At 61.8% G+C, this 24,653-nt stretch carries 17 protein-coding genes; 4 read left to right on the top strand and 13 right to left on the bottom strand.

Features of this window, described 5'->3' with window-relative positions:
* Window positions 1–54: 54 nt before the first annotated feature.
* Entirely contained in the window at window positions 55–507 is a 453-nt protein-coding gene (locus CAF76_RS04400) for a GNAT family N-acetyltransferase (protein ID WP_085646937.1), read from the bottom strand.
* Window positions 508–763: 256 nt separating this feature from the next.
* On the opposite strand from CAF76_RS04400, the gene CAF76_RS04395 reads away from it, so the two are divergent.
* Window positions 764–1,501 (top strand): ABC transporter substrate-binding protein, encoded by a 738-nt coding sequence (locus CAF76_RS04395; protein ID WP_039767985.1) that lies wholly within the window; start codon window positions 764–766, stop codon window positions 1,499–1,501.
* Between the two features lie 6 nt (window positions 1,502–1,507).
* On the opposite strand, the gene yccS is transcribed toward CAF76_RS04395, so the two are convergent.
* The 9 genes from yccS to betI form a co-directional block, all read right to left on the bottom strand.
* Complete coding sequence (yccS, locus tag CAF76_RS04390) at window positions 1,508–3,691, bottom strand: YccS family putative transporter (RefSeq protein WP_085646936.1); 2,184 nt, start codon at window positions 3,689–3,691, stop codon at window positions 1,508–1,510.
* Window positions 3,692–3,934: 243 nt separating this feature from the next.
* Window positions 3,935–5,113 (bottom strand): NAD(P)/FAD-dependent oxidoreductase, encoded by a 1,179-nt coding sequence (locus CAF76_RS04385; protein WP_085646935.1) that lies wholly within the window; start codon window positions 5,111–5,113, stop codon window positions 3,935–3,937.
* Window positions 5,114–5,271: 158 nt separating this feature from the next.
* On the bottom strand, window positions 5,272–6,657 hold the full coding sequence (dbpA, locus tag CAF76_RS04380) for an ATP-dependent RNA helicase DbpA (RefSeq protein WP_007959732.1): 1,386 nt from the start codon (window positions 6,655–6,657) through the stop codon (window positions 5,272–5,274).
* A 121-nt stretch (window positions 6,658–6,778) separates the two neighbouring features.
* Entirely contained in the window at window positions 6,779–8,206 is a 1,428-nt protein-coding gene (gene mdtD, locus CAF76_RS04375; protein WP_039767988.1) for a multidrug transporter subunit MdtD, read from the bottom strand.
* A 108-nt stretch (window positions 8,207–8,314) separates the two neighbouring features.
* Entirely contained in the window at window positions 8,315–9,652 is a 1,338-nt protein-coding gene (locus tag CAF76_RS04370) for a TldD/PmbA family protein (RefSeq protein ID WP_085612999.1), read from the bottom strand.
* Window positions 9,652–11,094 (bottom strand): TldD/PmbA family protein, encoded by a 1,443-nt coding sequence (locus CAF76_RS04365; protein WP_085646934.1) that lies wholly within the window; start codon window positions 11,092–11,094, stop codon window positions 9,652–9,654. The genes CAF76_RS04370 and CAF76_RS04365 overlap by 1 nt, the downstream gene beginning before the upstream one ends.
* 262 nt (window positions 11,095–11,356) lie before the next feature.
* Entirely contained in the window at window positions 11,357–13,060 is a 1,704-nt protein-coding gene (gene betA, locus CAF76_RS04360; RefSeq protein ID WP_085646933.1) for a choline dehydrogenase, read from the bottom strand.
* Between the two features lie 177 nt (window positions 13,061–13,237).
* Window positions 13,238–14,710, bottom strand: a complete 1,473-nt coding sequence (gene betB / locus CAF76_RS04355; protein ID WP_064599979.1) for a betaine-aldehyde dehydrogenase — start codon at window positions 14,708–14,710, stop codon at window positions 13,238–13,240.
* Between the two features lie 108 nt (window positions 14,711–14,818).
* Window positions 14,819–15,412, bottom strand: a complete 594-nt coding sequence (gene betI, locus CAF76_RS04350) for a transcriptional regulator BetI (protein WP_011336305.1) — start codon at window positions 15,410–15,412, stop codon at window positions 14,819–14,821.
* Between the two features lie 483 nt (window positions 15,413–15,895).
* Between betI and CAF76_RS04345 the strand changes: the two genes are divergently transcribed.
* On the top strand, window positions 15,896–17,836 hold the full coding sequence (locus CAF76_RS04345; protein WP_223290698.1) for a BCCT family transporter: 1,941 nt from the start codon (window positions 15,896–15,898) through the stop codon (window positions 17,834–17,836).
* 265 nt (window positions 17,837–18,101) lie between these two features.
* Here the strand turns inward: CAF76_RS04345 and choV are convergent, their stop codons facing one another.
* From choV to CAF76_RS04330, 3 genes are all read right to left on the bottom strand, one after another.
* Entirely contained in the window at window positions 18,102–19,280 is a 1,179-nt protein-coding gene (gene choV / locus CAF76_RS04340) for a choline ABC transporter ATP-binding protein (protein ID WP_011336304.1), read from the bottom strand.
* Window positions 19,277–20,122: a choline ABC transporter permease subunit gene (gene choW / locus CAF76_RS04335; RefSeq protein ID WP_039767993.1), complete on the bottom strand. Its 846-nt coding sequence runs from the start codon at window positions 20,120–20,122 to the stop codon at window positions 19,277–19,279. The genes choV and choW overlap by 4 nt, the downstream gene beginning before the upstream one ends.
* 77 nt (window positions 20,123–20,199) lie before the next feature.
* Window positions 20,200–21,150, bottom strand: a complete 951-nt coding sequence (locus tag CAF76_RS04330; RefSeq protein WP_085646932.1) for a choline ABC transporter substrate-binding protein — start codon at window positions 21,148–21,150, stop codon at window positions 20,200–20,202.
* Window positions 21,151–21,584: 434 nt separating this feature from the next.
* Between CAF76_RS04330 and CAF76_RS04325 the strand changes: the two genes are divergently transcribed.
* Window positions 21,585–22,961 (top strand): L-serine ammonia-lyase, encoded by a 1,377-nt coding sequence (locus CAF76_RS04325; RefSeq protein ID WP_007959754.1) that lies wholly within the window; start codon window positions 21,585–21,587, stop codon window positions 22,959–22,961.
* Between the two features lie 540 nt (window positions 22,962–23,501).
* Window positions 23,502–24,605, top strand: coding sequence for a GlxA family transcriptional regulator (locus CAF76_RS04320; protein WP_011336300.1), 1,104 nt, complete (start codon window positions 23,502–23,504; stop codon window positions 24,603–24,605).
* Window positions 24,606–24,653 lie beyond the last annotated feature (48 nt).

Here is a 24,653-nt window from a genome sequence, read left to right as displayed (position 1 = left end):
TTCCCCAATCAGTCCCCTCTCCCTCCGGGAGAGGGTTAGGGTGAGGGGGCTTTTTCAGGACCGCCGCATACCTATGTGCGGAATGTCATCCTCCAGATATTCCTCACCCGCCACCACAAACCCATACCGCCCGTAATACCCCTGCAAATGCGCCTGGGCCGACAGATAGATCGGCACTTCAGGCCAACGCTTCTCGGCCTGTTTCAGCGCCTGTTCCATCATTTCATGCCCCAACCCTTTGCCACGCCCGGCCGGCGCGGTCAGCACGCGGCCGATCACCACGTCGCCACCCTGGGATTCCGGGTCCAGCAGGCGCAGGTACGCCACCAGTTGATCATCGTCCCAGCCCATCAGATGGCAGGTGTCACCGTCCAGATCCTGACCGTCCGGATCCAGGTACGCGCAGCGCTGTTCGACCACGAACACTTCCGAGCGCAATTTCAAAATGGCGTACAGCTGCTCCAGTCCCAGATCGCTGTGATGTTTGCAGACCCACTCGATTGTCATCTTCCGATTCCTTGAACAACGTCGCCCGATACTAAGCGCCCCGCCGAAATATGTCTGTATGGCTGAGAAATCTGTGACAAAGGCCAAAATGCCATCATTCCAATATCGCGGCTCGCCGTACTTTGTGTAATCTGCTGGGAAGCACTGTGCAATGGCTTCAATGAGCTAAGGTTAGGGCCTGGGATTCGCCAGTAAGGGGCCTTGGGGTTTTGACTGAAAACACGCCGGGCGGCCCGCCCGCTAAGGATTTTCAAGCATGCCGCGATTGCATCGAGCCTTTGCTTTGATCGGATTGCTGTTGCTGGGTCAAAGCGCGGCAGCGGAGAAATTGCGTCTGGTGTTCGACGTCTGGCCGCCCTTTACCGATGACACGCTGGTCAACGGTGGGCTGGCGACCGACATCGTCAGCACGGCCCTGGCCCGTGCCGGTTATGCCAGCGGTTATGAGCAGGTGCCGTGGGCGCGGGCGTTGCTGGGTGTTGGCGAAGGACGTTACGACGTGCTGGTCAACGCCTGGTACAACGACGAGCGCACGAAGATCGGGCAGTTTTCCGCCGAGTACCTGCTCAATCGCGTGCGCTTCCTCAAGCGCAAAGACGCGCCCATCGAATACAACAACCTGCAGGAGCTGCATACCTATCCGGTTGCGGTAGTGCGCGGCTATGCCTATTCGGCGCCGTTCGATGCCGACACCGCGTTGCAGAAAGTCCCTGTGCATAACTTCGCCATGGCCGTGCGCATGCTCGCGGCGGACCGGGTCAAGCTGACCCTGGAAGACGAATACGTGGCCCGCTATTACCTGGCCCGGGAATCACAGAAGGTACGTAACGCGGTGGAGTTTCTGCCCAAGCCGCTGAGCGAGAACAGCCTGCATATTCTGGTCAGCCTGAAGAACCCGCAGCACGAACAGATCGTGGCCGGGTTCGACAAGGCGATTGCGTCGATGAAGGCCGATGGCAGCTATGACAAGTTGCTCAGGCAGCACGGCATGTGAGGCGGCTCAATCCTCGGCTGTGTCCTTGATCAGGTGCGCCGCCAGCGTGCGCAACGGGCCGAGCTGGCGGCAGATCAGCGCCAGTTGTGTCTGCACCAGCCGCTGGCCTTCGTCGATTTCGTCCGGCATCTGCTCCAGCTCATTGGCCAGCGCTTCTTCCTCATCGCTTTGAATGGCAATCGGCTGTTTGCTCGCCAGACCCTGGGCGATCTCATCGATGCTCGACGCCAGACTCACCCCGGCGCCGTCGATCAAATGTTCGCGCACCTCGGCCGGCAACTGGGTTTCACGGTGCGCGCCGAGGCCTGACAGATAGCTGAGCAAGGTGTGCGACAGCACCAGGAAGCGGAAGCCGACATCGGCTTCCTTCCGGAAATGCCCCGGCTCCATCAGCATGTTCGCCAGTGTTGTTGATAGTGCGGCGTCGGCGTTGTGCGCGTTGCGCCGGGCCAGGCGATAGGCGAGGTCGTCGCTCTTGCCGGCGGCGTATTGCTGCATGATCTGGCGCAGGTAGATGCTGTTGCAGGTGAGGGTGTTGGCCAGCACTTTGTTCAGGCGCCGACCTTGCCAGTCCGGCAGGAACAGGAATACCGCAAGCCCCGCAATCAGGCTGCCGAGCAAGGTATCGAACAGTCTCGGCACGAACAGCCCGTAGCCGTCACCAACCTGGTTGAAGCAGAACAGCACCATGATCGTGATCGCGGCGGTGGCCACGGTGTAGCGGGTGGTGCGGTTGGTAAAGAACACCACGCCGGCGGCGATGGCGAAGCACGACTGCACCAGCGGGCTTGGGAACAGATCGAACAGCGCCCAGGCAATGGTCAGGCCGATCGCCGTGCCGAAAATCCGCTGGCCGAGTTTGCGCCGGGTGGCGCCGTAGTTCGGCTGGCAGACGAACAGCGTGGTGAGGATGATCCAGTAGCCCTGCGACGGGTGTATCAGGTGCACCATGCCGTAGCCGATGCTCAACGCCAGCGGCAAGCGCAGGGCATGGCGGAACAGCAGCGAGGTCGGCGTCAGCTGCGTGCGCAGACGAATCCACACGTCCTTGAAGTTGCGCGGCGAGCGGTCAAGCAGACTGCTGTCGGTGGCATCTGCCAGGGCATCGGGGTTGCTGGCGTCGCTGAGCAAACGGTCGAGGGTGCCGAGGTTGGCCGCCAGTGCGCGCAACGAACGGAGCAGTCCGCGCCAGGCCGGGTTGCTCTGGATGCGCAGGTGTTCGAGGGACGCGTGCAGGTCGCTCAGGGCTTCGGCGAAGCTCGCGTCGTAGATGAACGGTTGGCGCATCTGGATCGATTCGGCCAGCGCCCGACAGGCCTTGCCTTGCTGGCGCAGCAGGCGCTGGCAGCGGAACAGCACGTCGCTGTGGAAGAACGCATCGGCCAGGGCGTTGTACGGGTAGTGCGAAGAACTGGCGCGTTCGTGAATGTCCTGGGCGAGGAAGTACAGCTTCAAGTAACGGCTGACTTTCGAGCCGGGGCGACCGTTGCCGACCCGGTGCAGGATGATTTCCTTGGCGCTGTTCAGGGCTGCGACGACCCGGCCGTTTTGCTGGGCCAGCTCCAGTCGCCGTGCTTCGACGTCCATCTGACGGATCGGCTCGAACAGCGAGGATTTCAACTTCAGGTAATAGCCGAGTTCGCGGAACAGCCGCGCCAGACTCTGCTGCACCGGCTGATTGGAAAACATCGCCTGCCACAGCACCGACAGCAGGCCGTACCACGCGGCGCCGGCCACCAGCAGCATCGGCTCGTGCCAGAAATCCGTGACCGCGCCACCGCGCTGATCCACGCCGATCATGGTGTAGACGGAAAGAATCAGGGTCGCCGAAGCAATCGCCCCGTAACGTTCGCCGAGTGCGCCGAGCATGGTCAGGCTGAAACTGGCCAGTGCCAACGCAATCACGAACACGATGGGGTAGGGGAACAGCAATTCCACTGACAGCGCCGCGACGCTGAAACACACCAGCGTTACCGCCAGTGCGTTGAGGCGGCCCTGCCAACTGTCGTCGGTCTCGGCCAGGGCGCTGGCGATGATCCCGAGGAACAACGGGATCAGCAGCCCCATTTCATCCTGATACCAGCACAGCGCCATGCTGCCGGTCAGGGCGATGAACACCCGCACGCTGTAGCTGAATTTATCCAGCGCCCACAGGCGCCGCAAAGACTGACGAAACGAGGTCGAGGACATGAAGTGCGAAGGCCTTCCGAGGCGATGCCGCTAAATTGAGCCAGTAATGACGCCGACGCAATGGCGCCGATCACATCTGACAGCAAAAAGTGTTCCTTTTACTTACACCACAAACCACTGTGGGAGCGAGCTTGCTCCGGGCGGCGATCCGACGAAAGCGGAGTGTCATTCAACATTGATGTCGACTGATACACCGCATTCGCGAGCAGGCTCGCTCCCACAGGTTTTGCGTTTGATTTTGGATCAGACGTACTGGGCAGCTGCGTAGCCAGAGGCCCACGCCCACTGGAAGTTGAACCCGCCCAGATGCCCGGTGACATCCAGCACTTCGCCGACGAAGTAGAGGCCCGGGCTTTTCAGCGATTCCATGGTCTTGGACGAGACTTCTCGGGTGTCGACGCCGCCCAGCGTCACTTCGGCGGTGCGGTAGCCTTCGGTGCCGGCCGGGACGACTTTCCAGCTGCCGAGTTTCTCGGCGATGTCCGCCAGTTCGGCGTGGGTGTACTGCTTCATCGGTTTGGAGACAAACCAATTGTCCGCCAGCAGGTTGGCCATCTTCTTGGTGAAGATCTCGCCGAGCAGGGTTTTCAGTTCGCTGTTCGGGCGCTCGGCGGTCTGCTGTTGCAGCCAGCTTGCGGCGTCATGATCGGGCAGCAGGTTGATTTCGACCGTGTCGCCCGGCTCCCAGAACGAGGAAATCTGCAGAATCGCCGGGCCGCTGAGGCCGCGGTGAGTGAACAGGATGTTCTCGCGAAAACTCTGGTCGTTGCAGCTGACCAGGCAATCCACCGAGGTGCCGGACAGTTCGGTGCACAAGTCCTTGAGCTGATCGGTGATGGTGAACGGCACCAGACCGGCGCGGGTCGGCAGCAGGTCGTGGCCGAATTGCTTGGCGACTTGATAACCGAAACCGGTCGCGCCCAGCGTCGGGATCGACAGCCCGCCGGTGGCGATCACCAGCGACTGGCACTGGATCTGGCCGAGGGTGGTGTCGAGCAGGTAACCGCCCTCGATTTTCTCGATGGTCTGGATCGAGGTGTCGAGGTGCAGGTTGACGCCGACCTGATCGCACTCGTCCAGCAGCATGCCGAGGATGTCGCTGGATTTGTTATCGCAGAACAGTTGGCCGAGTTTTTTCTCGTGGTACGGCACGCCGTGCTTGGCGACCATGCCGATGAAATCCCACTGGGTGTAGCGGGCCAGCGCGGATTTGCAGAAGTGCGCATTCTGCGAGAGGAAATTGCTCGGTTCGGTGTACATGTTGGTGAAGTTGCAGCGCCCACCGCCGGACATCAGGATTTTCTTGCCGGCCTTGTTCGCGTGGTCGAGCAGCATCACCTGACGCCCACGCCCGGCGGCGGTCAGTGCACACATCAACCCTGCGGCGCCAGCGCCAATGATCACGACTTCGGTAGAGCGCAAAACGGTGTCCTCACACAAAATTCAAATTCACCGGAAACCAATGTGGGAGCGAGCCTGCTCGCGATGAGGTCGGCACATGCAACATAGTTGTTGGCTGACAGTCCGCCATCGCGAGCAGGCTCGCTCCCACAGGGGATCTACTTTGGATGGTAGATCGCTTACAAAACCCGAACGCGCAGCGAACGACCCTTGATCTTGCCGTTGTTCAAACGCTGCAGCGCCTGCATGACCACGGTGCGTTCAACGGCTACATAGGACTGGAAGTCGAAGATCGCGATCTTGCCGACCTGAGCGCCCGGAATCCCGGCCTCACCGGTCAGTGCGCCAAGAATGTCGCCCGGACGTACCTTGTCTTTCCGGCCGCCAGCGATGCACAGCGTGCTCATCGGCGGTTGCAGCGGGGCACCGCCCTGGGACTTGAGGTTATCCACCTGATCCCAGTTCAGCGGGGTTTTCTGCAGTTGTTCGATGGCTTGCGCGCGGTGCGCTTCGGACGGCGCCACCAGGCTGACCGCGATGCCTTTCTCGCCGGCACGACCGGTACGGCCGACGCGGTGAATGTGGATTTCCGAGTCGCGGGCCAGTTCGACGTTGATCACCATGTCCAGTGCATCGATGTCCAGACCACGAGCGGCAACGTCAGTGGCGACCAGTACCGAAGTGCTGCGGTTGGCGAACATCGCCAGTACTTGATCGCGGTCGCGCTGTTCCAGGTCGCCGTGCAGGCCGACAGCGGAAATGCCTTTGGACGTCAGGTGATCGACGGTTTCCTGCACTTGCTGCTTGGTGAAGCAGAACGCCACGGTGGAGGCCGGGCGGAAGTGGTGCAGGACCTTGGTCACCGCACTCATGCGCTCTTCCGGGGAGATTTCGTAGAAGCGCTGTTCGATCTGGGTGTCGTCGTGGAACGCTTCGGCCTTGACCGTTTGCGGGTCGCGCATGAACTTCGACGCCAGCTGCTTGATGCCCACCGGGTAGGTCGCCGAGAACAGCAGGGTCTGACGGCGGGCCGGGGTCTGCTCGATGATGTCTTCGATGGCGTCGTAGAAACCCATGTCGAGCATGCGGTCGGCTTCGTCGAGGATCAGCGTGTTGAGGCCGTCGAGGACCAGCGAACCCTTGCGCAGGTGCTGCTGGATGCGGCCCGGGGTGCCGACGATGATGTGCGCGCCGTGCTCCAGCGAGCCGATCTGCGGGCCGAAGGATACGCCGCCGCACAGGGTCAGGACCTTGATGTTGTCTTCGGCACGGGCCAGACGACGGATTTCCTTGGCGACCTGGTCGGCCAGCTCACGGGTCGGGCAAATCACCAGCGCCTGGCAACCGAAGTAGCGCGGATTGATCGGGTTCAGCAGGCCGATGCCGAACGCGGCGGTCTTGCCGCTGCCGGTCTTGGCCTGGGCGATCAGGTCCATCCCCTTGAGGATCACCGGCAAGCTTTGCGCCTGGATCGGCGTCATCTGGGCATAACCGAGGGAGTCGAGGTTAGCCAGCATGGCGGCGGACAGCGGCAAAGTATTAAAAGCGGTGGCGATGGTGGTCACGGGACTGGCCTGCAAAACAAAATGTCGCGCAGTGTAGCAGCCTCTGGCCACTTTCCTCGAAAGTTCTGGACGAACGCAAAGCCTGTGACGAGGGCCGGTTCCCTCGCCACGCAGACCCCGGTCAATGCTCGATGTGTTCTTCCCGGCGCTTGGCGCGCCGTCCGTCCTCTTTCGAGAGCTGCGAGAAAATCGTCGCCGCCAGCATCGCCATGATCCCGACGGTCACGAACGTGAGCTGGAAAGCGCCCAACACGGTCTCGACGCCATCGTTGCCGATCTCCGCCGTAAAGCCGCCGAGCAGCGCACCGGCACACGCCACGCCCAGGCTCAGCGACAACTGCGCCACCACCGACAGCAGGCTGTTGCCGCTGCTGGCGCTGGCGTCGTCGAGGTCGATCAGGGTCACGGTGTTCATCGCGGTGAATTGCAGCGAGTTGATCGCCCCGAGAACCGCCAGCAGGCACAGCAGCAGCCAGTACGGCGTCTGCTCGCTGACCAGGCCCATGCTCGCCAGCATGATCCCCAGAAACAGGGTGTTGCCGGTCAGCACGATGCGATAGCCCAGGCGCTCGATCAGCGGCCGCGCGCCCCATTTGGCGACCATCGCCGCAGCCGCCAGCGGCAGCATGCTCATCCCGGCCTGGGACGGCGAATAACCCAGCGCCACTTGCAGCAGCAACGGCACCAGAAACGGCAGGGCGCCGCTGCCCAGGCGGGCGAACAGGTTGCCGAGGATGCCGACCGCGAAGGTGCGGGTCTTGAACAGCGACGGCGCGAACAGCGGGTTTTCAATGTGCCCGGCGCGCAGCCAGTACGCCGCCAGACACGCCATGCCGCCGAACAGCAACAGCATCACTCGCAGGTGCGGCAGGTGCAGTTCGCCGAGGCCTTCCATGGCGATGGTGATCAGCACCATCGCTGCGCCGAACAGCAGGAAACCGAGGCTATCGAAACGCGTGCGCTCGGTGCCGCGCAGGTCGGGGATGAACTTCCACACCGCATAGCAACCGATGACGCCGACCGGCAGGTTGATCAGGAAGATCCAGTGCCACGTCAGGTATTCCACCATCCAGCCGCCCATGGTCGGGCCGATCAGCGGGCCGAGCAGGCCGGGAATGGTGATGAAGCCCATGATCCGCACCAGTTCCGAGCGCGGGTAGGCGCGCAGCACCACCAATCGTCCGACCGGCAGCATCAGGGCACCGCCGAGGCCCTGGATCACGCGCGCGCCGATCAGCATGCTCAGGCTGCTCGACAAGGCGCAGAGCAGCGAGCCCAGGCTGAACAGCAGGATCGCGCCGAAGAAGATTTTCTTGGTGCCGAAGCGGTCGGCGATCCAGCCCGACGCCGGGATCAGCAGGGCCACGGTGAGCATGTAGGCGATGATCACGCCCTGCATGCGCAGCGGGTCTTCGGCCAGGTCCCTGGCCATGGCCGGCAGGGCGGTGTTGAGGATGGTCCCGTCGAGGGACTGCATGAAGAAAGCGATGGCGACGACCCATGGCAACCAGCGGGCGGTGATGGCGTCGAGAGGCGGGCGGTTGGGCATGGAACCTCTGGTGATGAGCGCAGTAAATCCGAGGTGACTTCATCGCGAGCAGGCTCGCTCCCACATGGACTGCGCGAACCTGTGGGAGCGAGCCTGCTCGCGATGCTTTTACAAGGTCAGGGTCAAACGGCTCACCAGCGCCCCCGGCAACAGCGCCGACGAGGTACTGCGCTGGCTATAGGTGCTCGCCGACAGCAGCAACTCACGCTCGGCGGTCAACGCTTCCAGCTGCGAACCCAGCAGGCTGTAGGCGCTGTCGTCGAAACGCATGGTGCTGACCGGCGCCTGAATCTCGCCGTTTTCCACCCAGAACGTGGCAAATCGGGTCATGCCGGTCAGGCGCGCCGCCGGTTGGTCCGAGAAGTTCAGGTACCAAAGGTTGCTGATATACAACCCGGTACCCAACTGCTTGAGGATCTCGGCCTGGGACAAGTCGCCGGCGGCCATGTTCAGCGCGCTGGGCGATTCACCGCCGCCGGCGCCGTTGGCAGTGAGGCCGTATTCGGCGGCGCTGCGCGAACCGACCAGTTGCTCGCCGGCCTGACCTTCGATGATCAGCCGCAGATCGCTGCGCGGGTAACCCTCGCCGGAAAACGCCGGACTCAGCGAACCACTGACTTTTTCGTCGAGGGACACCAGCGGGCTGAACGCCTGATCGCCGGCATACAGCTTCTGCAACGGGCTGCTCTTGCTGGCAATCGACTGCGCCGAGAAACCGCCCCAGCACAACATGCCCATGATTTCTTCCAGCGCCGCCGGTGCCAGATAGGCGCGGTACTGGCCGGGCGGCAAGGTGCGCAGCGGTCGACCGAGAAACTCGAGTTGCTCGCGGGCCTGCTGGAAGCGGCGGGCGAAGTCTTCGCTGTTCCAGTCATGTCCGGCGTAGCTGGCCTTCACCGCTTCGCCGTTCTCGTGGAACAGGCTGAAGTCGAAGTTGAAGCTGTTGGCCTGATGCCAGCCGAACGCCCCGGAAGAACTGGCAAAACCACGGCTGATCGGGCCGGCGGCATAGAAGCCGACCAGATCCAGACCTTCGGCCGCTTGGGCGATTTGCGCCACGACCTGCTCGGTGTCCGGCAGCGGATGCTCCTGCACACTCTGGCTCTGCCAGCCGTTGTGGTTGAGCAACAGGTACGGATCCTGCGGCAGCAGCGGCAGGGTTTCACGCAGCTGTTGCAGGCCTTCGGCAAGGCGTTGCAGGTCGGCTTCCTGATCGCCGGACAAGGTGATCTGCAGATCGGCATGGCGACCGTCGTCGATCAGTTTCAGACCGATACCGGCTTGCTGAACTTGCCCGGCCTGACGCACCTTGGCGTGGTTGAAACGGACGAAGGCCGACGATTCGGCGTCGTAACTCAGGGTGAACTGTTCCGGCTCGCGCACGGCATCGCGCAGCCAGTTGACCAGCAGCTTGAACGCCTCGGACTGGCTCTTGGAAATACTCATCAGGCGTCTCCCCCAAACACATCAACATTGCTGAACACGCAGGCCGGTGAAGCGTGGCCGACGCGGATCACCTGGTTCGGTTCGCCCTTGCCGCAGTTCGGCGTGCCCAGCACCTGGGTGGTGGCGGCGTTGCCGACGGCGCGCAGACTCTTCCAGAAGTGCGCGGAAATGCCCCGGTAGTTCGGGTTTTTCACCACACCCTTGAGTTCGCCGTTTTCAATCAACTGGCCCCATTCGCAGCCGAACTGGAATTTGTTGCGTGCATCGTCGATCGACCATGAGCGGTTGGTGCTCATCAGAATGCCGTTTTCGATGCCGCCGATCAGTTGCTCCAGCGACTGGTCGCCCGGCTCGATGTTGAGGTTGGCCATGCGGTCGATCGGCGGTCGGTTCCAGCTGCAGGCGCGGCTGTTGGCGACGCCGTCGAGACCTGCGCGAAATTGCGACAAGGCACCGCCCAACGGACGGACCAGCAGGCCTTCGCGAATCAGGAATTGTTTGCTGGCTTTGGAGCCGTCGTCATCGTGACCGTAACTCGCCAGTTCTTCGGGAATGCCCGGATCGAACGTCACGTTGAGCAGTTTCGAGCCGTATTGCAGGCTGCCGAAATCCGAGGCTTTGACGAAACTGGTGCCGGCGTAATTGCGCTCGTCGCCGAGAATCCGGTCGAGCTCCAGCGGGTGGCCGATGGATTCGTGGATCTGCAGCATCATCTGGTCGGGCATCAGCAGCAGGTCGCGCTGGCCTTGCGGGGTGTTCGGCGCGAGCAGCAATTGCAGCGCCTGATCGGCGACTTGCGGGCCGGCACCGATCAGGCCGCAACGGTTGATTACGTCGGCGCCGCCCTGCTGGCCGAAGTTCTCGCGGCCGAGGCTGCGGGTCTGGCTGTCGTTGCCGTCGTAGGCGGTGACGTCCAGGCTCGGGTAGACGAAGCGCTGGGCCTGGCGCAATTCGGCGCCGGCGCTGCTCAGGTAGATCTGTTCGACGTGGGTGATGCCGATGCTCACTTGCCAATTCACCAGGCGCTCATCCCTTGGCACCGAGGCGGATTCCGCGCCGAGCAGCTCGAAGCATTCGCTCAGCGACGGGAAGGGTTGTTCGAGATTGGGTGAAAAGTAATCGGCGCGGTCGCTGGAAACCGGCTGCTGGCTCAGGTCGAGCAGGGCATGGGGCTTGAGCCGCCGGGCCTGCTGCTCGGCGCGCTCGAGGGCGGCTTGCAGGCCTTGTTGCGACAGGTCATTGGTCGCTGCGTAGGCCTCGACGCCATTGACCCGGACAGTCAGCATCGCGCCTTCGTCGCGGCTCAGGCTCGGCGGTTCGGCGACGTTCTTGCGCACCGACAGGTACTGCCCGGATTCGCGCACATACCGCAGGGAAAAAAATTCGGCGCCCGTGCGCAAGGCAGCGAAGCGCTGCTTGAGCTGGGGGTGGAAATCGAACATCAGGGAACCTCCTTGTCATGGGAGCAGCGGCGAAGCGGATTCGGCGGGGAGGGATGAAGCGATCAGGCGAGGACTAGAGTAGGCCTGCGTGGGGTGTAGGATCAAGTGAAGAGGGGGTGTAGGGGGATTTACTGTAGGAAGCAGGGAGATAGGTGGTGATCGGTAGGGCCTCATCGCGAGCAGGCTCGCTCCCACAGTTGAAATACATTCCAAATGTGGGAGCGAGCCTGCTCGCGATTAGCCTTGATGCTCAGTAGCTGAATTACTGAGCAACAGCACTCACATCACGCATCGGCTTGCCCTTCACCGGTGCATCGCCCGCCACATAGTAAGCAGCGGTGCTGCGCGGCAGCGGCTGGCGGCCACGGATCTTGTCGGCGATTTTCTCGGCGATCATGATCGTCGGCGCGTTCAGGTTGCCGGTGGTGATGATCGGCATGATCGACGCATCGACCACACGCAGACCCTGCATGCCATGCACGCGGCCTTCGCCATCCACTACGGCCATGTCGTCGGTGCCCATCTTGCACGAGCAGGACGGGTGGAACGCGGTTTCGGCGTGCTCGCGGATGAACTTGTCCAGCTGCTCATCGGTTTGCACTTCGATGCCCGGGCTGATTTCACGGCCACGGAACGCGTCCAGTGCAGGCTGTTGCATGATTTCACGGGTCAGGCGGATGCCGTCGCGGAATTCCTGCCAGTCCTGCTCGGTGGCCATGTAGTTGAACAGGATGCTCGGGTGCTGGCGCGGATCCTTGGATTTGACCTGGATGCGACCGCGGCTCGGCGAACGCATGGAACCCATGTGCGCCTGGAAGCCGTGCTCTTTCACACCGTTGCTGCCGTTGTAGTTAATCGCCACTGGCAGGAAGTGGTACTGGATGTTCGGCCACTCGAATTCCGGACGGGTACGGATGAAACCGCCGGCTTCGAACTGGTTGCTGGCGCCGATGCCGGTGCCGTTGAACAGCCACTCGGCACCGATGGCCGGCTGGTTGTACCAGAGCAGCGACGGGTACAGCGAGACCGGTTGGGTGCAAGCGTATTGCAGGTACAGCTCGAGGTGATCCTGCAGGTTTTCGCCAACGCCCGGCAGATCGTGAACCACCGGGATGTCGAGGCTTTCCAGCAGTTTCGCCGGGCCGACGCCGGAGCGTTGCAGCAGTTGCGGCGAGGCGATCGCGCCGGAGCAGACGATGACTTCCTTGCGGGCGCGGGCTTCAACGCGCTCTTCAGCCGCGCCGACCAGGTAACGCACGCCGACCGCACGCTTGCCTTCGAACAGAACCTTGTCGGTCAGGGCGTGAGTGACGATGGTCAGGGTCGAACGCTTCTTGGCCACGTCCAGGTAACCGCGGGCGGTGGAAGCACGACGGCCGTTCGGCGTCACGGTGCGGTCCATCGGGCCGAAGCCTTCCTGCTGGTAGCCGTTCAGGTCTTCGGTGCGCGGGTAACCGGCCTGCACGCCGGCTTCAACCATGGCGTGGAACAGCGGGTTGTTGCCCGCTTTCGGCGTGGTCACGCTGACCGGGCCGTCGCCACCGTGGTAGTCGTTCGGGCCGATGTCGCGGGTTTCCGCTTTGCGGAAATACGGCAGGCAATCGAGGTACGACCAGTCTTCCAGGCCTGGCAGTTTGGCCCAGCCGTCGTAGTCCATCGCGTTGCCACGGATGTAGCACATGCCGTTGATCAGCGAGGAACCGCCGAGGCCCTTGCCGCGACCGCATTCCATCCGGCGACCGTCCATGTGTGGCTCTGGATCGGTTTCGTACGCCCAGTTGTAGCGACGGCCTTGCAGCGGGAATGCCAGGGCTGCCGGCATCTGCGTGCGGAAGTCGAGACGGTAGTCCGGGCCGCCGGCTTCGAGCAGCAGGACGGTGACGCCTTCGTCTTCAGTCAGACGGGTCGCCAGGGTGTTACCGGCAGAGCCGGCACCGACGATGATGTAATCGAATTCTTGGGACATTGAATGCACCCTCTTTGAAGTTGGTCAGGTCAGGCCTGGGTGAGTGCTGCGCACTCAATCGCGAGCAGGCTCGCTCCCACAGTGAATCGGGGGTGACACAGGCTTGGTGGATGACACGAAACCTGTGGGAGCCAGCCTGCTGGCGATGACGGCCTCGCAGGCGAAGCGATTGATGCCTTAGAACACCGAGACGTAATCGCCCAGCTCGACCTGTACCGATTTGATGCGAGTGAAGTTGTTCAGCGAGCTGATGCCGTTCTCACGGCCGACGCCCGACTGCTTGTAACCGCCAACCGGCATTTTTGCGTCGGACTCGCCCCAGGCGTTGATCCAGCAGATACCGGCTTCCAGTTGATGAATCACGCGGTGGGCGCGATTCAGGTCGCGGGTGACGATGCCGGCGGCCAGGCCGAAGTCGGTGTCGTTGGCGCGGCGGATCACTTCTTCTTCGGTTTCGTAGCTCAGGATCGCCATCACCGGGCCGAAGATTTCTTCACGGACGATGGTCATGTCGTCGGTGCAGTCGGTGAACACGGTCGGGGCCACGAACGCGCCTTTGGCGAACTCGCCGTCGGTCAGACGTTCGCCGCCGCACAGGACGCGAGCGCCTTCTTCTTTACCCTTGGCGATGTAGCCCAGCACGCTTTCCATGTGCGGGAAGCTGACCAGCGGGCCGAAGTTGGTGTTTTCGTCTTCCGGGTTGCCGATGCGGATGCGCGCAACGCGCTCGACGATCTTGGCTTCGAAAGCGGCTTTCAGGTGGCTCGGCACGAACACGCGGGTGCCGTTGGTGCAGACCTGACCGGAGCTGTAGAAGTTGGCCATCATGGCGGTGTCGGCGGCGCGATCCAGGTCGGCGTCGTCGCAGATGATCAGCGGGGACTTGCCGCCCAGTTCCATGGTCACGTCTTTGAGCGACGAAGCCGAAGCGCTGGCCATGACTTTCTTGCCAGTGTCGGTGCCGCCGGTGAAGGAGATCTTCTCGATGCGCGGGTGCTCGGTCAGCCAGGTGCCGACTTCACGGCCGCTGCCGGTCAGCACGTTGAACACGCCGTTCGGAACGCCGGCTTCGGTGTAGATCTCGGCCAGTTTCAGGGTGGTCAGCGAGGTGACTTCGCTTGGCTTGAAGATCATCGCGTTACCGGCTGCCAGGGCTGGCGCGGATTTCCACAGGGCGATCTGGATCGGGTAGTTCCACGCGCCGATACCGGCGACAACGCCCAGCGGCTCGCGACGGGTGTAGACGAAGGAAGTGTCACGCAGCGGGATCTGCTCGCCTTCGATGGCGGGCACCAGGCCTGCGTAGTATTCCAGCACGTCGGCGCCGGTGACGATGTCGACGTACTTGGTTTCGGAGAAGGCTTTACCGGTGTCCAGGGTTTCCAGGGCCGCCAGTTCATCGTTGCGCTCGCGCAGGATGTCGACGGCGCGACGCAGGATGCGCGAACGCTCCATGGCGGTCATCGCGGCCCAGATTTTCTGGCCCTTTTCGGCGCTGACCACAGCGCGCTCGACGTCTTCCTTGGTCGCACGTTGCACCAGTGCGAGGACTTCACCGTTAGCCGGGTTGATGGCTTCGAAGGTGGCATCGCTGCCGGCGTCGGAGTACGCGCCATCGATGTAGAGTTTTTGCAGTTCGAAACGGGCCATAGTGTCCTCGCAAGTGCATTAGTGGTTGGCGTTGATCACCGGGTGAGCCATGTAGCTGTGGCATCGCTGGTCGGTGACAGTTCAGGGGCCGAGCGTTTTCTCTGTGCTCTAGCTCACCTGCTTGGCCAATTGGAAATCCATGTATTCGTAAGCGATCTGTTGCGCCTGCGCAGTGTCGAAAGCGTCTCCCGACAGCGCGCCGCGCAACCACAAGCCGTCGATCAGAGCTGCCAGTCCACGGGCGGCGGTGCGCGCATCTTCGAGCGGCAACACACGGCGGAACTCGCAGCACAGGTTGGAATACAGACGGTGATCGTTGATCCGCTGCAACCTGTGCAAAGACGGCTGGTGCATGCTGGTGGCCCAGAAGGCCAGCCAGGTTTTCATTGCCGGGCCATTGACCTGGCTGGCGTCGAAGTTGCCTTCGATGATCACCTGCAGATGCGCCCGGGGGCTGCTGTCTGCCAGCGCCTGACGGCGCGCGGTCACGTTCTCGCTGAGGACGCTCATCAGATACCGCATCGTGGCGGCGATCAGGCCGTTCTTGTCCTGAAAGTAATGACTGATGATGCCATTCGAGACACCGGCCAAACGGGCGATCAGCGCAATGCTGGCGTCCCCCATTCCGACCTGATCAACCGCCTGCAAAGTGGCTTCGATCAGTTGTTGGCGGCGGATGGGTTGCATACCGACCTTGGGCATCTTGCACATCTCCTTAGGCCTTCCGACGGGCGAATGACGCCTATCGGATTGAGGGCCAGTCTATTTTGTTTTGATTGAACGTTCAATCAACAAAGAATAAGATCTGCGACAAATCGTCGCTGCCTACAGATTTTTCCTACGTGTAAGTGGCGATAAAACCGACATCCGAAAATGCTCGAAACCTGCGCGGGGCAAGGCGCGGTTCGATGTTCGATGGACGTGTTGAATGGGCAAGACGCTCAAGGCCAGGTTTCGGATGAACGTCCATGCCTCGGCCACGACGGCGATTCGCGGTGCCATCTCTGCAGGTTCGGGCTTTTTTCGGGGTGTCTTTATATCACCCGCCGGTCGGCTGCCAACTAACCGATTGGTCGGGTTCCGTGTTGCCTTGTGTTCTTCTCTCGCACTGCCTGGAGCATTTGTGCCATGAGTTCTGCCTCGCTTATAAAGACCCCGCCCGAGAAGGTGACGGTCAACGGTTGGGTGTTCTACACCTCTACCGCGCTGATTCTGTTGTTGACCGCCATTCTGATCATCGCCCCGCAAGAGGCCGGCAGAATGCTGGGAGTGGCTCAGGCCTGGTTGTCCCGCAGCTTCGGCTGGTACTACATGGTGGTGATCGCCGCTTACCTGGTATTTGTGGTGGGCCTGGCGTTTTCCTCGTACGGCAAACTCAAACTGGGCAGCAAGGACGACACCCCGGATTTCAGTTACGGCGCCTGGGCGGGGATGCTGTTCTCGTCGGGTATCGGTATTTCGCTGCTGTACTTTGGCGCCTCCGAGCCGCTGGATCACTACTTCAATCCGCCGGAAGGCGCGTCCGCTACCAACATGGCGGCACGTCAGGCTGTTCAGCTGACTTTCCTGCACTGGGGCCTGCACGGCTGGGCGATCTACGCACTGGTCGGTCTGGCCGTGGCCTATTTCGCTTACCGTCATAACCAGCCGCTGGCCCTGCGTTCGGCGCTGTACCCGCTGGTGGGCGAGCGTTGGGTCAAGGGCGCTGCCGGTCATGCGGTGGACGGTTTCGGCATGTTCGTGACCCTGCTGGGTCTGGTGACCAACCTGGGGATCGGCTCGCTGCAAGTGTCTTCGGGTCTGGAAAACCTGTTCGGCATGGAACACAGCAACACCAACCTGCTGATCGTGATCATCGTGATGAGCACCGTGGCCACCATCGCCGCCGTGTCCGGTGTGGAAAACGGCATCCGTCGTCTGTCCAACCTCAACATCATCCTGTTCAGCGGCCTGCTGATTTTCGTCCTGTTGTTCGGCCCGACTCTGCACTTGCTCAACGGCTTCGTGCAGAACATCGGCGACTATCTCAACGGCGTGGTGCTGAAGACGTTCGACCTGTACGTCTATGAAGGCGACAGCGAGAAGTCCGACCGCTGGCTGGGTCTGTGGACGCTGTTCTACTGGGCCTGGTGGATTTCCTGGGCCCCATTCGTCGGCATGTTCATCGCGCGTATTTCCCGTGGTCGTACCGTGCGTGAACTGGTGGCTGGCGTGCTGTTGATTCCGCTGGGTTTCACCCTGGCGTGGCTGTCGATCTTCGGTAACTCGGCGCTGGATCTGGTGATGAACCAGGGCGCGGTGGAGCTCGGCAAGACGGCGCTGGAACAGCCGTCGATGGCGATCTATCAGTTGCTGGAACACTACCCGGCGTCGAAAGTCGTGATCGGCGTGTCGATCTTCGTTGGTTTCGTGCTGTTCCTGACCCCGGCGGACTCCGGCGCGGTGATGATGGCGAACCTGTCCTGCAAGGGCGGCAACGTCGACGAAGACGCTCCGCACTGGCTGCGAATCTTCTGGTCGGTCGTGATCACGCTGGTGACCATCGGCCTGCTGTTTGCCGGTAACTTCGAAGCCATGCAGACCATGGTGGTGCTGGCCGGCCTGCCGTTCTCGGTGGTGCTGGTGTGCTTCATGTTCGGCCTGCACAAGGCGATGCGCCAGGACATGCAGATCGAACAGGAGCAGGCGCAACTGGCTGAACGCGGTCGTCGTGGTTTCAGCGAGCGCCTGACCCAGCTGGACCTGCAACCGAGCCAGTCGGTGGTGCAGCGCTTCATGGACAAACACGTCAGCCCGGCGCTGGAAGATGCCGCGGCGCAGATGCGTGCACAGGGTCTGGAAGTGCAGACGCTGCTGGGCAAATCCAAGCGCTGCATGGGCGTGCGGGTCGAGATGGAAGAGGGCAACCCTTTTGTTTACGAAGTGAGCCTGGACGGCTACCTGGCCACCCCGAGCGAGTCGGTCCAGTCCGATGAAGCGCGTCAGCGTTTCTACCGCGCCGAGGTGTACCTGCACAACGGCAGCCAGGACTACGACCTGATGGGCTTCACACAGGATCAGATCACGCGTGATGTGCTCGATCAGTTTGAAAGCCATCGGCAGCTCCTTGGCCGGGTCTATAGCTAAAGTCAAAAGCTCCCCCTCACCCTAACCCTCTCCCGGAGGGAGAGGGGACTGATTGGGGGATGCTTGAGAACTACGCCGACCTGAACGAATTTCACTGTATCCATAATCGACGCTGATCTTTCAGGTCGATGTATAGCGGAAGACAACTCGGTCGGTTCCCTCTCCCTCCGGGAGAGGGCTAGGCGGGCGGCGTTCCGATGAGGGGGCTTTCCCTGACCCAATAAAAAAGGGATCGCTCACCGCGATCCCTTTTTTTTATTCCGCCTTACCCCAGATTCTTCCCGAGCAGCGCGTGATACAGCTCGCTGTCGCCGAGAATCCCCACCACATGGTTGTTGTCGTGCAGCACCAGTTTGTTGCCGGTCTGGTAACGGATCTGCAAGGCGTCGCGCATGCCGATGTTCGAGTCCACCAGCGTTGGTTTGCGCTCCAACCCTTCCACGGCTTGCCCCGGTGCCCAGTTCTGCAGGTTCAGCACCGAACCGTTCTGCCGCGCACCCTTGATGGTGTTGCCCTCGGCCAGGTCCAGCCACGAATCGCCGCCCGGATCCAGGCACACCGAACCGTTGATGCGTTTGCAGTTGTCGAGGGTGCGCATCAGGCTGCGACCGCACAGCACGTTCAGCGGGTTGGTGTGGGCGACGAAGGTGCGCACGTAATCGTCCGCAGGGTTGAGCACGATCTCTTCCGGCACGCTGTACTGGATGATCCGGCCGTCCTTCATGATCGCGATGCGGCTACCGAGTTTCAGCGCTTCGTCGAGGTCGTGGCTCACGAATACGATGGTCTTGCTCAGCTTGCGTTGCAGTTCCAGCAGTTCATCCTGCAGGCCCTGACGGATCAGCGGGTCGAGCGCGGAGAAGGGTTCGTCCATCAGCAGAATGTCGGCGTCCATCGCCAGCGCGCGGGCCAGGCCGACACGCTGCTGCATACCGCCGGACAGCTCGTCGGGCTTCTTGTTGCGCCATTGGGTCAGGCCCACCAGTTCGAGTTTGTCATCGACCAGTTTGCGCCGTTCCTTCTCCGGACGGCCCTGCATTTCCAGACCGAAACTGATGTTCTCGCGCACCGTCAGCCAGGGCATCAGGGCGAACTTCTGGAACACCATCGCGATGCGTTTGGTGCGCATCATTTTCAGCTCGGCCGGGGAGCAGGAGGCGATGTCGATCTGCTTGCCTTCGTGTTCGACGAACAGCTTGCCGCGGCTCACGGTGTTGAGGCCGTTGATGCAGCGCAGCAGGCTCGACTTGCCGGAGCCGGACAGGCCCATCAGCACACAGATCTCGCCTTTGTTGATGTCCAGGCTGGCCTTTTCAACGCCGACGATCTGCCCGGTCTTTTTCAGGATCTCACTGCGAGTCAGGCCTTGATCGAGAAGTTTCAGTGCTTCGCGCGGATCCTTGGTGAAGATCACGTCAACGTTATCGAAGCGAATTATGCTCATGCGTCACCCCCTGCTTTGGCGTCGGGTTGTTTGCAGATACGGTCGAGCATGATCGCCAGCAGTACGATCGCCAGGCCCGCTTCGAAGCCCAGGGCGATATCAGCAGTGTTCAGTGCGTTGACCACCGGTTTGCCGAGTCCGTCGGCGCCCACCAGTGCCGCGATCACCACCATCGACAGCGACAGCATGATGCACTGGGTGATGCCGGCCGCGATGCTCGGCATGGCGTGAGGCAGTTCGATCCGTGAAAGCAGTTGGCGACGCGAGCAGCCGAAGGCCTTGCCGGCGTCCATCAGTTCTTGCGGGACATCGCGGATGCCCAGGTAGGTCAGGCGGATCGGTGCGGCGATGGCAAACACCACCGTCGAGATCAGGCCCGGTACCACACCCAGCCCGAAGAGGGTCAGGGTAGGAATGAGGTAAACGAAGGTCGGTACGGTCTGCATCAGATCGAGTACCGGTCTCATCAAAGTGTAGAACATCGGTTTGTGCGCGGCGACGATGCCCAGCGGCACGCCGATGACCACGCAGACCAGGGTCGCGAACATGACCTGGGCGAGGGTTTCCATGGTTTCCTGCCAGTACCCCAGGTTGAGGATCAGCAGGAAGGAGGCGACCACGAACGCGGTCAGGCCCCATTTGCGTTGAATGAAGTGGGCCAGCAGGGCGATGAGGCCGATCAGCACCAGCGGGTTGAACCAGGTCAGCGCAAACGTCACGCCGTGGATCATCGTTTCCAGGGTCACGGCGATTGCGTCGAAGGTGTTGGCGCCGTGTTGCGTCAACCATTCAACGAAGCCCGCGATGTACTGGCCTAAAGGGATTTTCTGATCAATCAGCATGGTAGTGAACGTCCGCATGCAAGGAAATAAACAGCCCGGACGGCTTAGGCCGTCCGGCATAAGCGATGCTCTCTAATTCAAGGCTGGTTGAGTTTGGCTTTCACGGCCTCCAGGCCAGGTTTACCGTCAATGGTGGTCACGCCAGCGAGCCAGGTATCGAGCACCTGTGGATTCTTTTTCAGCCAGGCCTTGGCGGCCGCGTCAGGCTTCATCTTGTCGTCCAGGATGTTGCCCATCAGTTCGCTTTCCATGTCGACGGTGAACTCCAGGTTTTTCAGCAGTTGGCCAACATTGCTGCATTCCTCGGCGTAGCCCTTGCGGGTGTTGGTCGCCACGGTGGCGGCACCGAAATCCGGGCCGAAGAAGTCATCGCCGCCGGTCAGGTACTGAATCTTGAAGCGCTTGTTCATCGGGTGCGGCGCCCAGCCGAGGAACACCACGGCGGTGTCGCGTTTCTGCGCGCGGTCGACCTGCGACAGCATGCCCGCTTCGCTGGACTCGACGACCTTGAAGCCGGCGGTCTTGAGGCCGAAGGCGTCCTTGTCGATCATGCTCTGGATCAGGCGGTTGCCGTCGTTGCCGGGCTCGATCCCGTAGATCTTGCCGTCGAGTTCTTTCTTGAATTTGGCGATGTCGGCGAAGTCGTGCAGACCCTTGTCATACAAGGCTTGCGGAACGGCGAGGGTGTACTTGGCGCCCTTGAGGTTGGTGCGCACGGTTTCCACGGTGCCGGCGTCGCGGTAGGCCTTGATGTCGTTTTCCATGGTCGGCATCCAGTTGCCGAGGAACACGTCCATGTTCTTGCCGTCGGCCAGCGACTTGTAGGTCACGGGGACGGAAATCATGGTGGTCTTGGTCTTGTAGCCGAGGGCGTTGAGCACGACGGAGGTGGTGGCGGTGGTTGCGGTGATGTCGGTCCAGCCGACATCGGAGAAGTTCACGGTACTGCACTGCGCCGGTTCTGCGGCTTGAGCCAGTAACGGCAGACTCAGCATGGCGGCCAACAACAACGACGGGGAACCTTTCATGAATGGACTCCTTGGTGTTTTTTTTGGCAGTGTTCCGATTGGACCACCGCACTTATGGGTTGCGGTTGGATGGCGTTCTGGAGACAGCTCTACCGCAGCGCCTTGCAATCGAGTCGATACGATCATGTACCAGTGAAAATCTGACGCCTACAGGGTGCGTCGTATCCAGTACAGGGATGGTCGCATCCAGTGTCAGTGACGTCGTTTACAGCTTTTTTCTGCCCTTTCTGGCCATCTGAACCGCATAAAAACGGCGAAAACACGGGCTGAAACCGGCACGGCGTTAGTGGGCATGAGTGCGTCGGTGTCAGACGCCGAGCGACCGGGGAAAAGCCCGATGATGCGGGCATTCCGGCGGATCGCAGCTTGAGCGTAGCAGCTCCGCCAGCGGGCGCTTCACGCCCCGGACCGGCACTCTCAGGAGCTCTGCAGCAATGGCTATCAGCGTTTTCGACCTGTTCAAAATCGGCATTGGCCCTTCCAGTTCCCACACCGTCGGGCCCATGCGCGCCGCCGCCCTGTTCGTCGAGTCATTGCGCGACAAACATCTACTGGAGCAGGTGCGCCGCATCGAGGTGCAGCTGTTCGGTTCGCTGTCGGCCACCGGTGTCGGTCACGGCAGCGACAACGCGGTGATCATGGGCCTGATGGGCGAGTGGCCGGACGCGATCGACCCGTCGCAGATCGGCCCGCGGATCCAGGCCTTGCGTGAAACCCACACGCTGTTGCTCGACGGTCGTTTGTCGGTGCCCTTTATATGGGGCCGCGACATGCGCCTGATCGACGAGAACCTGCCGTTCCACCCCAACGCCATGACCCTGGTTGCCGAAGGCGATCACGGCGAGTTGCATCGCGACACCTACTATTCGGTCGGCGGCGGTTTTGTGGTGGACGAGGCGCAGGCCTCCAGCGGCGTGGTGGATCTGGATCGCACCGAGTTGCCTTACGATTTTTCCAGCGCGGTGGAGCTGCTGGAGCTGTGCAAGACCCACAACCTGCGCGTGGCCGAATTGATGATGGCCAACGAGAAGGTCTGGCGCAGCGAAGAGGAAATCCGCGCCGGCCTGATGAAGCTCTGGCGGGCGATGCAGGATTGCGTCGAGCAGGGCCTCAAGCACGAAGGCATCCTGCCGGGCGGCCTCAACGTGCGCCGCCGTGCTGCGAAGTTGCACCGCAGTCTTCAGGAATTGAACAAGCCCAACGTGATCGGCTCGACCCTCAGCGCGATGGAGTGGGTCAACCTGTTCGCCCTGGCGGTGAACGAGGAAAACGCCGCCGGCGGGCGCATGGTCACGGCACCCACCAACGGCGCGGCGGGGATCATTCCGGCGGTGCTGCACTACTTCATGAAATTCAGCGAGGCGGTGACCGACGCCAACGTGGTCGACTACTTCCTCGGGGCGGCAGCGGTGGGGATTCTGTGCAAGAAGAACGCCTCGATCTCCGGCGCTGAAGTCGGCTGTCAGGGTGAAGTCGGTTCGGCTTGTGCGATGGCGGCGGCAGGACTGGCTGAAATCCTTGGCGCAAGCCCCGAGCAGTTGTGCAACGCGGCGGAAATCGGCCTGGAACACAACCTGGGTCTGACCTGCGATCCGGTGGGCGGCCTGGTGCAAGTGCCGTGCATCGAACGCAATGCGATTGCGGCGGTGAAGGCGATCAATGCCGCGCAGATGGCCTTGCGTGGGGACGGTCAGCACTTCATCTCGCTGGACCGGGTGATCCGCACCATGCGCGATACCGGCGCGGATATGCATGACAAATATAAAGAGACTTCGCGGGGCGGGTTGGCGGTCAGCGCGGTTGAATGTTGAGTCAGTAAATCCGAGGTATGGCCTTCGCGAGCAAGCCCGCTCCCACATTCGATCGCATTCCGGCAGAGGAACCCGCTCAATTGTGGGAGCTGGCTTGCCAGCGATGAAGCCGGACCAGTCAAAACTGCGCGTTAAGTGCACACCGGAATCAAAACGCGCCACCTTTTGGCGCGTCGCTATCGGATAAGAGTCTTTCCTGCCTCCAGCGCCTGATTCGCAGGCGCTACCGTCCGTCACCCGTGCCTGCGGTGACACTGTAGGACAATCGCGCGCAGGCCAGTTCCCACAAGTGCTACCGATTTGCTCACACGCTCCGGGGCAGGGCTTTCGCGGCCGCTGATGGCACTTCGAATTACCCTCCGGCGGAGCGCTTGTATAGACGCGTCGCGACGTCGTTTTCAGGAGTTATTGAACAGCCATTCAATTTTAGGCATGGCAATTGCTCTGTCATAACAAAGCCCGTCTCACGCAAGAGAACGATGGCAATAACAAGAGCCTCCGCCTGAGGCCATCACCCGCTTTGTGTGAGGAGATACCGCGATGACGTCGTTCAACTCCGGGGCTCAACCCCAGAACCGTGCGCCTCAATCCATCGGCTTTCTGCTGCTGGACAATTTCACGCTGATTTCCCTGGCATCCGCAGTCGAACCGCTGCGCATGGCCAACCAGTTGTCCGGTCGCGAGCTGTATCGCTGGACCACCCTCACCGTCGACGGCGGCCAGGTCTGGGCCAGTGACGGTCTGCAGATCACCCCCGACGCTTCCATGCACAAAGCCCCGGCCCTCGACACCGTCATCGTGTGCGGCGGGATTGGCATTCAACGCACCGTTACCCGTGAACACGTGTCGTGGCTGCAAAGCCAGGCGCGCCAGTCGCGCCGCCTCGGTGCCGTGTGCACCGGCAGTTGGGCCCTGGCTTGCGCCGGCCTGCTCGACGGTTTCGATTGCAGCGTGCACTGGGAATGTCTGGCGGCGATGCAGGAAGCTTTCCCGCGCGTTGCGATGAGCACCCGTCTGTTCACCCTCGACCGCAACCGTTTCACCAGCTCCGGCGGCACCGCGCCGCTGGACATGATGCTGCACCTGATCAGCCGCGATCACGGTCGTGAACTGTCCGCCGCGATCTCCGAGATGTTCGTCTACGAGCGCATCCGCAACGAGCAGGATCACCAGCGTGTGCCGCTCAAGCACATGCTCGGCACCAACCAGCCGAAACTGCAGGAAATCGTTGCGTTGATGGAAGCCAACCTGGAGGAGCCGATCGACCTCGACGAACTGGCGGTGTACGTCGCCGTGTCCCGTCGCCAGCTCGAGCGCCTGTTCCAGAAATACCTGCACTGCTCGCCGTCGCGCTACTACCTCAAGCTGCGCCTGATCCGCGCGCGGCAACTGCTCAAGCAGACGCCGATGTCGATCATCGAAGTGGCGTCGGTCTGCGGGTTTGTGTCGACGCCGCACTTCTCCAAGTGCTATCGCGAGTACTTCGGCATTCCGCCGCGTGACGAGCGCGTCGGCTCCAACACCACCCAGCAGGTGGCGATGATGCCGCTGCCGCAGGCCATTGTGATGTCGCCGCTGTCCGGGCCAATGTCGGCGCTGAGCCAGGCACGCAACGAATCCACATTCGCCAGTGTAAGGCTGTAGACCGGGTCATCGTTTTTCGCGAGCAGGCTCGCTCCCACACAGGAATGC

This window comes from Pseudomonas sp. B40(2017), from assembly GCF_002112855.1.
In the GTDB taxonomy this organism is placed as follows: domain Bacteria; phylum Pseudomonadota; class Gammaproteobacteria; order Pseudomonadales; family Pseudomonadaceae; genus Aquipseudomonas; species Aquipseudomonas pharyngis.
This window is presented reverse-complemented; position numbering and strand designations above follow the sequence as displayed.